The sequence below is a fragment of the Taklimakanibacter lacteus genome (genome assembly GCA_003576695.1).
Lineage (GTDB): Bacteria > Pseudomonadota > Alphaproteobacteria > Rhizobiales > Aestuariivirgaceae > Taklimakanibacter > Taklimakanibacter lacteus.
Genome location: QOZQ01000002.1, coordinates 337,999 through 351,642 on the forward strand (window position 1 = coordinate 337,999; position 13,644 = coordinate 351,642).

Annotated in this window: 13 protein-coding genes; 8 read left to right on the top strand and 5 right to left on the bottom strand. The window is 63.8% G+C overall.

The features are described 5' to 3' along the window. The first annotated feature begins 18 nt into the window (after positions 1 to 18). The 3 genes from DT068_RS04680 (at position 19) to DT068_RS04690 (ending at position 3,638) form a co-directional block, all read left to right on the top strand. Positions 19 to 825 (top strand): helix-turn-helix transcriptional regulator, encoded by an 807-nt coding sequence (locus DT068_RS04680; protein WP_368904433.1) that lies wholly within the window; start codon positions 19 to 21, stop codon positions 823 to 825. Positions 826 to 975: 150 nt separating this feature from the next. Next, the gene (locus DT068_RS04685) at positions 976 to 1,989 is read left to right on the top strand and encodes a glycosyltransferase family 2 protein (RefSeq protein WP_119388616.1); all 1,014 of its coding nucleotides are present in this window, start codon (positions 976 to 978) and stop codon (positions 1,987 to 1,989) included. After that, positions 1,986 to 3,638, top strand: a complete 1,653-nt coding sequence (locus DT068_RS04690) for a hypothetical protein (protein ID WP_119388617.1) — start codon at positions 1,986 to 1,988, stop codon at positions 3,636 to 3,638. Before DT068_RS04685 ends, DT068_RS04690 begins: the two co-directional genes overlap by 4 nt. 11 nt (positions 3,639 to 3,649) lie before the next feature. Here the strand turns inward: DT068_RS04690 and DT068_RS04695 are convergent, their stop codons facing one another. Both DT068_RS04695 and DT068_RS04700 read right to left on the bottom strand, forming a co-directional pair. Continuing rightward, a complete protein-coding gene (locus tag DT068_RS04695) occupies positions 3,650 to 4,492 on the bottom strand; it encodes a hypothetical protein (RefSeq protein ID WP_162914001.1) in 843 nt (280 codons plus the stop codon). Beyond that, on the bottom strand, positions 4,485 to 5,129 hold the full coding sequence (locus DT068_RS04700; RefSeq protein ID WP_119388619.1) for a class I SAM-dependent methyltransferase: 645 nt from the start codon (positions 5,127 to 5,129) through the stop codon (positions 4,485 to 4,487). Before DT068_RS04700 ends, DT068_RS04695 begins: the two co-directional genes overlap by 8 nt. A gap of 200 nt (positions 5,130 to 5,329) precedes the next feature. On the opposite strand from DT068_RS04700, the gene DT068_RS04705 reads away from it, so the two are divergent. Then, positions 5,330 to 6,202 carry a DMT family transporter gene (locus DT068_RS04705; protein WP_119388620.1) on the top strand — a complete coding sequence of 291 codons (873 nt, stop codon included), beginning with the start codon at positions 5,330 to 5,332 and terminating at the stop codon, positions 6,200 to 6,202. A gap of 1 nt (position 6,203) precedes the next feature. On the opposite strand, the gene DT068_RS04710 is transcribed toward DT068_RS04705, so the two are convergent. After that, a complete protein-coding gene (locus DT068_RS04710; RefSeq protein ID WP_368904434.1) occupies positions 6,204 to 6,845 on the bottom strand; it encodes a lytic transglycosylase domain-containing protein in 642 nt (213 codons plus the stop codon). Between the two features lie 81 nt (positions 6,846 to 6,926). Between DT068_RS04710 and DT068_RS04715 the strand changes: the two genes are divergently transcribed. Beyond that, on the top strand, positions 6,927 to 7,940 hold the full coding sequence (locus DT068_RS04715) for a thermonuclease family protein (RefSeq protein WP_162914002.1): 1,014 nt from the start codon (positions 6,927 to 6,929) through the stop codon (positions 7,938 to 7,940). A gap of 21 nt (positions 7,941 to 7,961) precedes the next feature. Here DT068_RS04715 and lepA read toward each other — a convergent pair whose 3' ends face one another. Further along, positions 7,962 to 9,764: a translation elongation factor 4 gene (gene lepA / locus DT068_RS04720; RefSeq protein WP_119388623.1), complete on the bottom strand. Its 1,803-nt coding sequence runs from the start codon at positions 9,762 to 9,764 to the stop codon at positions 7,962 to 7,964. 34 nt (positions 9,765 to 9,798) lie between these two features. After that, on the bottom strand, positions 9,799 to 10,908 hold the full coding sequence (locus DT068_RS04725; protein WP_119388624.1) for a phosphatase PAP2 family protein: 1,110 nt from the start codon (positions 10,906 to 10,908) through the stop codon (positions 9,799 to 9,801). A gap of 153 nt (positions 10,909 to 11,061) precedes the next feature. On the opposite strand from DT068_RS04725, the gene mbfA reads away from it, so the two are divergent. From mbfA to DT068_RS04740, 3 genes are all read left to right on the top strand, one after another. Then, entirely contained in the window at positions 11,062 to 12,018 is a 957-nt protein-coding gene (gene mbfA, locus DT068_RS04730) for an iron exporter MbfA (protein WP_119388625.1), read from the top strand. 67 nt (positions 12,019 to 12,085) lie between these two features. Next, entirely contained in the window at positions 12,086 to 13,234 is a 1,149-nt protein-coding gene (locus DT068_RS04735; RefSeq protein WP_119388626.1) for an AAA family ATPase, read from the top strand. Further along, complete coding sequence (locus DT068_RS04740) at positions 13,231 to 13,554, top strand: low molecular weight protein tyrosine phosphatase family protein (protein WP_119388627.1); 324 nt, start codon at positions 13,231 to 13,233, stop codon at positions 13,552 to 13,554. Before DT068_RS04735 ends, DT068_RS04740 begins: the two co-directional genes overlap by 4 nt. Positions 13,555 to 13,644: the final 90 nt, after the last annotated feature.

A 13,644-nucleotide genomic window follows, 5' to 3' on the forward strand; every position in this document is an offset into this window, starting at 1 on the left:
AGGATGCTCCGCTGCCATATGGCAGGGGTCTCGGCAGTTGCGGCCGAGACCCGCCATGTGTTTCCACGCCATACGCATGATCAGTTCGGTATCGGCGTCATTCACCAGGGCGCCCAGAAATCCTTGAGCGGCCGCGGCATGGTGGAAGCGGGGCCGGGCGATGCGATCACCGTCAATCCGGGCGAGGTGCATGACGGAGCGCCGATCGGCGATCTCGGGCGCTCATGGCGCATCCTTTATTTCGACCCCGAGGTGATCAGCGCCGCGATCGATGACATGAGCGAGGGAAAGACGGGCAGCTTCGAATTCGCGAATCCCGTCATGGGCGACAAGCGGATTGCCGGCCGTTGCCGCGCTTTATTTGACGCCATGACGAAGGGTGATGAAGCGACCACCTCGGTGCAGCGTGAGGAACTGATGCTCATCCTGCTTGCGACCTTGCGGCCGAAAGCCATCGACACGAGCCGGGCGGTTCCCGATGCCATCCTTGCGGCGAAGAGCATGATCGATGACGATCCGGCGCGTCCGGTGACCCTGGCAGAGCTGGCGCGGGCGGCGGGCTTGAGCAAGTTCCAGCTTCTGCGCGGCTTCTTCCGCAATACCGGCTTCACCCCGCATGCCTATCTGATGCAGCGCCGCATCGACCGCGCCCGCCGGCTGATCACCGGGCAACTAACCCTCGCCGAGGCCGCATTGGCGAGCGGTTTTGCCGATCAAAGCCACATGACCCGCATCTTCGTGCGCAAATACGGCCTGTCGCCGGGGCTTTATGCCCAGGCCATGACCGGGCCAAAGCGGGTTCCACTCGGAAGACAAGTCGGTTGATAAGAATTTTATCTTACAAATAATCTTGTGAGATCTCTCATCCGAGAGGTCCATACAGCTTGCATATGCTGATTTACGCTTCCTTAGAGTCTGCCGGGCGAAATGAGACCTGACAGAACGGCAAGTCTTGCTTGGCCGGTGGGACGCGACATGACAAAGCTCATTATCCAGATTCCCTGCCTCAATGAGGCGCAAGATCTGCCCCGCACGCTGGCGGCGCTTCCCCGCAAGATAGCGGGTGTCGACAAGATCGAGATCCTCGTGATCGACGACGGCAGCACCGACAACACCGCGCAGGTCGCGCGGATGTGGGGCGTTCAGCATGTCGTGCGTCACCGCACCAATCGCGGGCTCGCCGCGGCATTCCAGTCGGGCCTCGATGAGGCCTTGAGGGCGGGTGCGGATATTATCGTCAACACCGACGCCGACGGCCAATATGCCGGAGAGGACATCGAAAAGATCGTCGCCCCGATTGTGGAGGGCCGGGCGGACATCGTGGTCGGCGACCGGGGCGTCGCCGACAATGCGCATTTCGGTCCGGTGAAGCGCCGGCTGCAGAGACTGGGCAGCGCGGTCGTCCAGCGACTTTCCAACCTGCGCGTGACCGACGCCGTCAGCGGCTTTCGCGCCATCAGCCGCGAGGCGGCCCAGCGCATCAACATCACGACCGAATTCAGCTACACCACCGACATGCTAATCCAGGCCGGCCGCAAGCGTCTCGCCGTCATCAGCGTGCCGATCAGGACCAATGAGACCAACCGGCCCTCGCGCCTGTTCAAGTCGATACCGCGCTTCATCATGAACACCGGCATTACGATGGCGCGCGCCTACGCAACCTACAATCCGCTGCGCACCTTCGTCACCCTGGGCGTTGCCATCACCCTTCTCGGCCTCTTGCCGATCCTCCGCTTCCTGCTGTTTTACGTGCAGGGTCATGGCGACGGGCATATCCAGTCGCTGGTGATTGGCGGCGCGCTCCTGGTTCTGGGCACGATCGTCGCCGTGATGGGAGTGCTCGCGGACCTCATCTCGTCGAACCGCAAGCTGATCGAGGCGAGTCTCGCCCGTCTCCGCCGGATCGAGGACCGGCTGGAAGCGATGGATCACCCGGGGCAGGCGCAGTTCTCCGAAGAAAAGAAGCCGGCGCCGAGGCGCGCCGTTTGAGCCAGGCCGCGACGATCTCCGTTCCGAAGCTGGAGCGGCTGAGCTGGCTGGCGGCCGCCTTTGCTTTCGCGGTCCTGCTCCAGCTCGAGCTGGTCATCAACCGGCCGATCAACTGGGATGAATTCTTCCACCTCAGCGAGGCGCATGCCTTCCATGAGGGACGCCTTGCCGAAGTGCTGCAGGTATTCTACGCCCGCGCCTTCTTCTGGCTGCCGATGCTTCCGGTCGACGCGGTCGACCAGATTCGCATCGCCCGCCTCTTCATGTTCGGCTGCGAGCTGTTCACGACCTATGCCATCTATGCGATGGCCGGCCGCTTTGTCGGAAGAATGCCCGCCGCTCTGGCCGCACTCGCTTATCTCACCGGCGGCTATGTCTTCCAGCACGGCTTCTCCTACCGTGCCGATCCGATGGCCGCGGCCTTCCTGATGGGCGCGCTGTGGATAATCCTGGCGAGCCGGCTCGACACCAGGGCCATTCTGCTCGCCGCGATACTTGCGGGACTTGCCGTGCTGACCACGATCAAGGTCGTGTTCTATGCCCCGGCCTTCGCCGGGATCGCCTGGCTGCGCTGGAGCGAGGCAGCGGACCGTAAAGGAATGTTGCTGCGCCTCGCCGCCTTCGCCGGCGCGGCGGTGGCATTCGCGTTGCTGCTGATCGGCGCCACGATCCTGACCCTGCCGGATGCAAATGGCGGCAGTGCGGCTAGGACCGTATCGACGTCAGTCACGATGATGTTCGACCAGGGCCTGTTCCCGACCGGCATCTACGCGCTCAGGGGCATGCTGTTTGCGCCGTTCATGGCGTTGCTGGTGCTGGCCACGCCTTTCGTGCTGGCCCGGGCGCAGCTGTCACGACCGCAATGCGTTGCGCTCATTGCGCTCCTGATGCCGCTGGTGAGCATCGTTTTCTATCGCAACAGCTATCCCTATTTCTACGCCTATATCCTGCCTCCGGTGATGGTCGGCGCGGCCATCGCGGTGAAAGCGGTGCAGGCTCACATCTCGGCCGGCATCCTCTCCCTGGCGCTTCTTGCCAATGCCGCGACCATCAGCCTGACCACGTCGCGCCCGGTGCTCCCGGCGCAGAAGCAGGTGCTCGCCGCCGCAGGCGAGATCTTCCCCGAGCCGGTTGCCTATTTCGACTATCCGGGGATGCTTGCGGACTTCCCCAAGGCGAATTTCTTCATGACCAACTGGGGCATGCGGAAGTACCGCATCGGGCAGGAGGCGTCTTTCGTCGATGCCATGTCGCGCGAGACGGTGCCGTTGCTTGTGGTCAACCACGTCATACTCGCAAGCAACCAGACCGGCCCCGCGCCGTCCGAGGCTTTGTTGCCGGAAGACGGCAGGGCGCTGCGGGAGGCCTTCATCCCGCATTGGGGCCCGCTCTGGGTCGCGGGACGGCGCTTCTCCGCCGCGACGAAGGAGCAGACTTTCTTCATTCATGCGCCTGGCATCTATACGCTCGAGAAGACGTCCGCCCGCATCGATGGCCATGTCTATGCGCCCGGCCAGACGCTCACGCTGGCGCGGGGCGCGCATCGCTTCGAGCAGAACAGTGCGGGTGAGGCCGTCTTGCGTTGGGGAAGCCACCTCACGAGGCCGTCCTGGAGCTTTGCGGACGGACCGATCTTCGAAGGCTTCTGACAGAGCGCCGATCAGGCCGATCGGGACATGAGCGCGACAAGACCGTAAGCCAGATCTCCGGCGATGGAGGCGACCCGCAAAGCGAGCGTCGCCGCCAGGATGCTTGCGGCAGGCAGGCCGGCGCCGGCCAGCGCCAGCAGTGCTGCCTCGCGCACACCAAGGCCGCCCGGAGCCACCGGGACGACGAATCCGGCGAGCCAGGCCAGCAGGAACAGGGCTGAGAAGTGGGCGAGGTTGCTGTCGGCGGGCAGGATCGCCGCGCCGATCAAGGCCGCGGCCAACGCAAAGGCGCCAAAGGCGACGATCTGGAGCGCGAGCGAGATCGACACGGGACGGCGAGCCATCAGGCATCCGCCGATCAGCACGGCCGCGGCGAGCGCCGCGGCGGAGGGCGAGCGCTCGAAAAGCAGGCAGAGGCCCGCGACAGCCAGGCTGCTGACGAGGTGCAGGCCGACCTCGACCATGCTCGAACGAGCGAGGCGCATATGCGCGAGGCCCGCTTTCCTTCCCCCGATATGACGGCTGACATACTGGAATACCGACCCCGGCAGGTACTTCGTCAGGACGCCGCGGCCGTAGATGTGCAACACCTCGGATTTGGAAAGTCTGCCTTCGGGATCGACCGTCGCGGCCCAGGCCCTTGCGAGCGCATGGTCGGCGGCGGCGAACAATGCCAGAGCGGCAATCAGCGCGCCGGACAGGCTCCAGGAGGCATGCGGCTGGAGCGCCGACCAGTCCAGGCGCCAGAGCCGCTCGCCGATGAAAGCGAGGCTGCCGGCCAGCACCACGAACCCGCCCCATTGGCCCAATCTGCGAAGGAATAGCTGACGCGGCGCAGTGACCGGATCAGCCATGGAGGATGCTGCTGAAGTCGGGATAGGGCACGCAATAGGAACGGCCGAAGAAGCGACGCTCTTTCAGGCCGCAGCCTTTGATCCCGGAGCGATAGCGGCGGCGGCCGGAATCGTCGAACAGGATGATGCCGCCCGCCGCGAGATGCGGGATGGCCCGCTCCAGGCAGTCTATCCGTCGGCGCCCGTCGATCACGATCAGGTCGAACTTGCCGCCGGCTTCATCGATCGCGCCCACATAGTTTTCGCCGGCCAGGTCCCGCTGCCAGAGGCTTGCATTGGCGAAGCCCCGCACCATGGGCGAGATCCGCTCGTGCCAGTCGGGATGATGCTCGACCGAGACGACCGTGCCCGCGCGCCTGGCAAGCCATGCCGTGCTGGCCCCCGCGCCATACTCGAACACCCGCGGGCTGCGGCGCGACGCGAGGTGCTTTTCGACCTCGCGCGTGGCCGACACGTTCCACCAGGGCAGCCCGAGCGCGATCATCCGCTCGACATCATGGATCGCCAGAAGCGACGCGCCCCAGCGCCGCCAGCCATAGGGCTCGCTCGCCCGCGCGTCCTCGGTCAGCCTTTGCAGCGGGCCGAATTCGGCAATGACATGCATACACCCGGCATAGAATCGCTTGACCAACTGCATGCTCCCTCCCGCATTGGAACGGACGATGGGATTTACTAGCCGAAGGATACCTGTCGAAAGGTTAATTCCGCCGGCGCGGCAGGCTCGGAGACAGCCGGCGGAACGGGTTGCGAAGGATTCAGGGCTGTCCAGGCCTGCTCCGGCAGGACTCCCGCAATTCCGTTCAAGACGCCCCTGCCGCGATCAGCTGTCCTGCGGCCATGTCACGCAAGCTTCAGGGCTATGTTCTGCTCGCCGCCGCCATGGTCCTTGTCGGCAGCACCGTCATCGCGAGCAAGATCATCGGCGGCGGGTTGCCGCCATTCACCGCCGCGGCCTTGCGCTTCGCCATGGCGCTGCCGCTCTTCATCATCCTCATGCGGATGAGCGCCGTGCCCTGGCCGCGCCCGGGGCGGCGCGATTGGCTCCTGCTCGTCATTCAGTCGGCGGCCGGCAGCGTGGGCTACACGACCTTGCTCATCTCAGGACTGCGCTTCACATCGGCTGCCGATGCCGGCGTCATCATCGGCACCTTGCCGGTGGTCTCGGCGGCGATCGCCATCCTCATCCTGGGCGAGCGGCCGCGTCCTTCGGTGCTCTTGGCGATCGCGCTCGCGGCCATGGGCGTCGTCATCATCGCCTTCCAACCCGATGCGGCGGCAGCCGGGTCCCTGCTCGGCAATGCGCTGATCTTCGCCGCCGTCCTGTGCGAAGGCCTCTTCATCCTTCTCAACAAGAGGCTCGCCGTGCCGATCGCGCCCCTGGCGCAATCGGCGCTGATGACCGCCATTGGCCTTGCTGTCGCGGCAATACCGGCGGTCTTCGAATGGCCGTGGACCGGCGGCATCGCGTTCAATTCGCTTTTAGCCGTGCTCTACTATGCGCTGGTTCCGACGGTGGGCGGCTATCTTCTGTGGTATGGCGGGCTGGCGCGGGTCTCGGGCTCAGAGGCTGCCCCCTTCACCGCCATGGCGCCGGTCTCGGCGGTCCTGCTCGCCTTCCTCTTTCTCGGCGAGGCGGTGAGCCTTCATCAGATGGCCGGCATCGGCTGCGTGCTGGTCGCCGTGCTGAGCCTTGGCGTCACGCGCCGGTGACTTATTTCAACAGCCCCTTCTGTTTCAAGACTGCCCGCGAAACGCAGCCGCCGAAATTGCGGCCCGGCTGGACGACTCGGGCGAAGCACTTGCCGCCGCCGAGCCTGACCCGGATGCGGCCCTTGACGCGGATCGACCCACCACCCTCATTGAAGCCGAAGGTCGGCTTGGGCACATCGCCCGTGACCGGGAAGCCCACGCTCGCCAGATGGTTGCGCACCCTCTTGCAATAGTTGACGGATTTGACCGAGAAGCGCGTCTCGCCATGGCCGGCGCGATACTTCATCACCGTGGTGCAGATGTCCTGGCCCGACAGCCGCCAGGCTTCCGCCAGATATTGCGTGCCAAAGGCGATATTGGTCTCCGGCTGCGAAAGAGCCGAGGCCGGTCCCTTGAAGCCCATCATGTCGGCGGTTGAGGGCAGGATCTGCATCAGTCCCACTTCGCCGACATCGCCCCGCGCCTGCGGGTTGTAGCCGCTCTCGACCCGCATCACCGCATCGACGATCGCGAAAGGGATGTTGTTGCGCTGCGCCTCGGCCTTGCCGATGCGCTGATAGAGCGCCTTGCCGTTCTCGAGCTCGTCCAGCGGCGGGCGCGCCCGCGCGGCATCGGCGCAGGCGAGTGCGATGGCAACTGTCATGATTCTGAAAGCCCAGTTCCGCATCATGGCATGTTCCGGCCTCGGTCCGGCTCTGTCATCGTCTTTCGGGGAGACCTGCTTATGCCTGGTCTGTTGAAAATCAAGGGGTTTATCGATCTCGAGCAATTCTGGCCGGCCGGCAGCTCGGATGCCGATACGTCCAAGGTCAAGGTCACCGTCGCACCCGATTCGTTCGAATTTGCGGCCGATCGCAAGACCTTCAAGCGCACCAGGGTTTTTAATGAAGCCTATGTGAGGGGCGCCAGCCACAGGAAGTTGATCGACGCGCAAAGCCGCATCACCGTGCGCCTGCAGGGCATCGATGCGCCCGAGCTGCATTACCGCGCCAGTCCGCTCGATCGCAACCGCCCGGAAGTCACCGAGGCCAGGCGGCAGAAATACAACGAGCTCAATCGCACCGAGCGTCGGCAGTATCTGGCCGAATCCGCCACTATCGCCTTGTCCAAAAAGCTCAAATCCATCCACAAGAAAACGGTCGAATGCCGCGTCTATTCGCTGGTCGATCGCCCCTATGAGGTGGTCGACACCTATGGCCGCTTCGTCGCCAATATCATGGTCGGCAAGGGCTTCAGGCTCGACGTCAATATCTGGCTCACGGAGGCGGGCTGGGTCTATCCGACTTTCTATTCCTCGATGGAAAAGGAAGAGATCGAGGCGCTGCTGACGGCGATGAAGGAGGGCCAGAAGGCCAAGCGGGTATGGAAATATTATTCGCTCGATACCGGCAAGTTCGAGGCGAGGCTCATCTATCGCGGCGAAGGCGCCGAGCCGGATCCAGCTGCCGACAAGGGGCCGGTCCTGATGCCGAAATTATTCCGCCGCCAGGTCGGCTTCCAGATGGAGAAGAGGGCCCAGGTCTCATCTGGCGCCTTTGTCGACTTCCTCAGGCGATCACCGGATGACTGCTACACGCTGGCGGATTTTCTCAAGGCCGGGCCGAATTCCGCCGCGACGCGCAAATTGCATGAGTTCATGAAGGGCACGAAATTCACCCTCAAGCCGCATGAGCTGGTGTTCCGCGAGAAATTCTCGACCGTCGTGACCGAGACCGGCAAGGTGATCGAGGCGTTCTGACGGTTTGATTCAGGCTGGCCGTCAGTTCTCGTCCATCTTGAGGGCGGCAATGAAGGCCTCCTGCGGGATCTCGACCTTGCCGAACTGGCGCATCTTCTTCTTGCCTTCCTTCTGCTTGTCGAGCAGCTTGCGCTTGCGCGTGATGTCGCCGCCATAGCATTTGGCGGTGACGTCCTTGCGCAGCGCCGACAATGTCTCGCGCGCCACGATCTTGCCGCCGATCGCCGCCTGGATCGGGATCTGGAACATGTGGCGCGGGATGAGCTCCTTGAGCTTCTCGCACATCACCCGTCCGCGCTGCTCGGCGCGGCCCCGGTGCACGATCATCGCCAATGCGTCGACCGCCTCGGCATTGACCAATATGCCCATGCGGACGAGGTCGCCCTCCTCATAGCCGACCATCTTGTAGTCGAAGCTCGCATAGCCGCGGCTCACCGATTTGAGCCGGTCATAGAAGTCGAACACCACCTCGTTGAGCGGCAGGTCATAGACGACCATGGCGCGCGTGCCGGCATAGGTGAGCTGCTTCTGCCGCCCGCGCCGGTCCTCGCACAGTTTCAGGATCGAGCCCAGATATTCGTCCGGCACCAGGATGGTCGCCTCGATCCACGGTTCCTCGATCGAGGTGATGTGGTTGGCGTCCGGCAGATCGACCGGATTGTGCAATTCGATCTGGCTGCCGTCATTGAGATTGACCTTGTAGATCACCGATGGCGCCGTGGTGATCACGTCGACATTGAATTCGCGCTCGATGCGCTCGCGGATGATCTCGAGATGGAGGAGGCCCAGAAAGCCGCAGCGGAAGCCGAAGCCGAGCGCTGCCGAGGTTTCCATCTCGAAGGAGAAGCTCGCATCGTTGAGCCTGAGCTTGCCCATCGCATCGCGCAAATCCTCGAAACGCGCCGCATCGACCGGGAAGAAGCCGGCGAAGACGACGGGCTGCGCCGGCTTGAAGCCGGGAAGCGGCGTGGTGGCTGGATTGCGCTCATCCGTCACCGTGTCGCCGACGCGCGTGTCGGCCACCTGCTTGATCGCGGCGGTGAAGAAGCCGATCTCGCCGGGACCGAGCTTGTCGACCATCTCGCGCTTGGGCCTCGATATGCCGACGCGCTCCACCTGGTAGGAGGCGCCCGTCGACATCAGCTTGATCTTCTGGCCCTTGCGGATCTCGCCGTCGACGATGCGCAGCAGCACGACGACGCCCAGATAGGGGTCATACCAGCTGTCGACGAGGAGGGCCTTGAGCGGCGCCGAACGGTCGCCCTTGGGCGCGGGCAGGCGATTGACGATCGCCTCCAGCACATCCGGCACGCCGAGCCCGGTCTTGGCCGAGATCTCGACCGCGTCCGAGGCATCGAGGCCGATCACATCCTCGATCTGCTGGCGGATGCGCGCCGGTTCCGCAGCGGGAAGATCGACCTTGTTGAGGACGGGGATGATCTCGTGGTTGTTGTTGATCGCCTGATAGACATTGGCGAGCGTCTGGGCTTCCACCCCCTGGCTCGCATCGACGACGAGGAGCGAGCCCTCGCAGGCGGCGAGCGAGCGCGACACCTCATAGGCGAAGTCGACATGGCCCGGCGTGTCGATGAGGTTCAACACGTATTTCTCGCCCGATTTCGCGGTGTAATCGAGGCGCACGGTATTGGCCTTGATGGTGATGCCGCGCTCGCGCTCGAGATCCATGGAATCGAGGATCTGGTCGACCATTTCGCGGTCGGAAACGGCGCCGCAGAGCTGGATCAGCCGGTCGGCGAGGGTGGACTTGCCATGGTCGATATGGGCGATGATGGAGAAATTGCGGATATGGCGGAGATCGGTCATTTGGGGCGCTTGATGGCAGGCGCACCCCGCCCCGTCAAGCGTCCGCGATGCCCTGTCTGGCGCGGTCCCAGCGGACGAGCCAGCCCGCCACATACCAGCCGACGAGCGCCACCGCGGCCCCGGCATAGCCGTCTATGGCATAGTGCCAGGCGAGGTGGATGGACCCCAGGAAGATGACGGCCGTGAATGCCGAAAGACACCAGCCCAGCCGGCGCTTGCCGGCGGCGAAGGCGATGATGACGAGCAGCACCGAGCTCCCTACATGCATGGACGGCATCGCCGAAATGCCGGCGACCAGGCCTTGCCCGGCGATATAGCTTTCCCACAGCGCGTCCTGGGTATCGACCGCCCACAGGGGGAAGAGCTGCGCCGTCTCGCGCAGATAGGTCATCAGCGGCAGAAAGGGATCGGGCTCGCCCAGCAGGCGGCCGTAGAAGGTCGGGCCGACGGAAGAGAAGATGGTGCCGAGCACATTGGTGCCCAGGAACCAGGTGATGATGAAGGCGACGAGGAAACGCTGCCTGAGCGCGCTGTCCTCTTTGGCGAAGCACTGCCACATCCACACCGACAGCATCACGAAATACCAGAGATTATAGACGAAATTGACGCCGAAGGTGATCTGCGGGTGGCCGAGAAGCGGCTGCAGGATATCGTAGGGATGGACGCCGAAATGGACCAGCCGGTCCCATTCCATGAAGGTCGGGTCCCACTGGAAGGGGTTGAGTATCGGGATGAGGACTTTGAGCGTGTTGAACGCCGACATGAAGATGCTGAGCAGCATGGCGGCGTGGAATATGTTGGCGAGGCGTTGCGGCGCCACAAGATCGCTGGCGATCCGCCGCCCGAGCTCCCGGGTGGGACTGCCCTGATAGCCTGTCCACCACAGCAGGAACAATTCGCGGATGACGAACCAGAAGGCGCCCACCCCCATCAGGAAGATGACCGGAAGGGTGAACAAGAGCATCCACTTGGTGTCGAACAGCCGCCCGACGAGTGCTGCCGCGGCGACCGCAATGATGAGGGCGCCGGTCGCCAGCGCGTAAGCGAGCGCATGCAGCCGGAAGCCGGCCGTCACCGCGCGGCCAATGCCTGCCAGGTAACCCGAAAGCGGGCCGCGGCCGAGGCGCAGGGCAGTTGTATTCATGACGCTCTCCGGAGCCCGGATACGAGATTGGCTTTATAGGGTCCCGCTCCCTGGGAGGTCGCAATCTAGGCGGCAAGCCTTAATGAAGGGTTCTGTAAAATTGTAGGGATTTCGGGGTGGAAATCAGTTTAGAATTATTCTAAACGAGATTCCATGAAAGCATTCGCGGATCTCACGGAACAGGAAATCCTCGCCCTTGCCATTTCGAGCGAGGAGGATGATTCCAGAACTTATCTCACCTTCGCCCACCAGCTCATGGACAAGTTCCCGGCCTCGGCCAGGGTCTTTGTCGAGATGGCCGAGGAGGAGCAGTCGCATCGCCGCGCGCTCACCGATGCCTATCAGAAGAAATTCGGCGATTTCATTCCCCTGATCAGGCGCAGCGACATCAGGGGCTTCGTGCGCCACCCGCCGGTCTGGCTCATGAAACAGATGACGCTCGAAACCATGCGCCAGCGCGCCGAGGTGCTCGAGCTCGAGAATATGCGCTTCTATTCCAGGGCGGCCGAACAGGCGGGCGATCCCGCCATTCAGAAGCTATTGCGCGATCTGGCCGAGGCGGAGAAGGACCACACTTCGCTCGCCGATCGGCTCGGCCTCAAGCATCTGACCCCTGATGCGAAAGCCGAGGAAGCCGACGCCAGGCAGAAGCTGTTTCTGCTCCAGGTGATCCAGCCGGGCCTCGTCGGCCTGATGGATGGATCTGTCTCGACGCTGGCGCCGCTCTTTGCCGCGGCCTTCGCCACCCATGACACCTGGCAGACTTTCCTCGTCGGCCTCGCCGCCTCGCTCGGCGCCGGCATCTCGATGGGGCTTGCCGAAGCGCTCTCCGACGACGGCAAGCTCACCGGGCGTGGGCGGCCGCTCATCCGCGGCATCGCCTCCGGCCTCATGACGATGCTGGGCGGCCTCGGCCATGCGCTGCCTTATCTGATCCCCGATTTCTGGACCGCCACCTTCATCGCCATGATCGTGGTGTTCTTCGAATTATGGGCGATCTCCTGGATCCGCTGGAAATACATGGACACGCCCTTCCTGCGCGCCGCCTTCCAGGTGGCGGTCGGGGGCGCCCTGGTGTTCCTGACCGGCATCTTCATAGGAAGTGCATAGGCTTAGACCGAGCGCATTGATATAGTACGCTTCATCTTGATCCGGCTGCTCTCACTTTGTTGCTGAAATGATCACGCGGCTTGCCATATCCGGCTACCGGTCGCTGCGCGACGTCACGCTGGCCCTCGGCCGGGTGAATATCGTCACGGGCGCCAATGGCAGCGGCAAGTCGAGCCTCTATCGGGCGTTGCGCCTCCTGTCGGATGTGGCGCAAGGGCGCGTGGTCGCCTCGCTCGCCGCCGAGGGCGGCCTATCATCGACGCTCTGGGCCGGACCTGAGAAATTCAGCCGCGAGATGAAAAGCGGCCAGCATCCGGTTCAGGGAACGCGCCGCTCTGGCCCCGTCAGTCTCAAGCTCGGCTTCTCCGCGGAAGACTACGGCTATGCCATCGACCTCGGTCTGCCCCCGCCGTCGTCCTCGCGTTTCGCGCTCGATCCCGTGATCAAGGTCGAAGCAGTATGGACCGGTGAACTTCTCGGCCGCGCCAATGTCATCGCCGAGCGCCACGGCGCTCACAGCCGCTTGCGAGAGGGAAAATCCGGCGCCTGGCGCGACTGCACCGAACATTTGTCGCATTTCGACAGCATGATGACTCACCGCGCCGATCCTCTCGACGGCTGGGAGCTTCTTCTGCTGCGCGAGCGGATGCGCCGGTGGCGCTTCTACGATCATCTGCGCACCGACCGTGACGCGCCGGCGCGCCGGCCGCAGATAGGAACCTTCACGCCGATACTTGCCGCAGACGGCAGTGATATCGGCGCCGCCCTGCAGACGATCATCGAGATGGGTGACCGGGCCGCCCTCGACGCGGCGGTCGCCGACGCCTTCGACGGCGCCACGCTCGGCGTGAACGACCGTTTCGAGGTCGAGATGAAGCAGCACGGGCTCCTGCGCGAATTGAATGTCGCCGAGCTCTCCGAGGGGACGCTCAGATATATCCTGCTGATCGCGGCCCTTCTGTCGCCGCGCCCGCCCGAGCTCATGATCCTCAATGAGCCCGAAGCGAGCCTGCATCCGGATCTCCTGGGTCCGCTCGCCCGCCTGGTGACCAAGGCGGCCGAGCACTGCCAGATCGTCATCGTCTCGCATTCTTCCGAGCTCGTCGCCGCGCTCGACCGTCACCCGGAGAGTTTGCTGGTCCGCCTCGAAAAGGAGCTGGGCGAGACGATCCTGCCGGACCGCTCGGCGTCACCCTGGAAGTGGCCCACGCGATGAGGAATGTCCTGTTCGTCTGCAGCCAGAATCGCCTGCGCAGCCCGACGGCCGAGCAGGTCTTCGCGAAGCGTCCGGATATCGAAGTGGATTCGGCCGGCACCAACAACGGTGCCGACAACCCGCTCACCGCCGAGCTGGTCGAATGGGCCGACATCATCTTCGTGATGGAGAAGACGCATCGCAACAAGCTGCAGCAGCGCTTCCGCTCGTCACTGAAGCGGGCGCGCGTCATCTGCCTCGACATACCGGACGAGTATGGGTTCATGGACCCGATGCTCATCCGTCTGCTCGAGACGAAGGTGTCGCGCTTTTTGCCGTAACTCCGCCCACTCAATTTATCGTCATCCCGGCGAAAGCCGGGACCCAATGAATAAGCGAAATCTGGGCGGCGCTGCTCGCGTGGAAAGAAT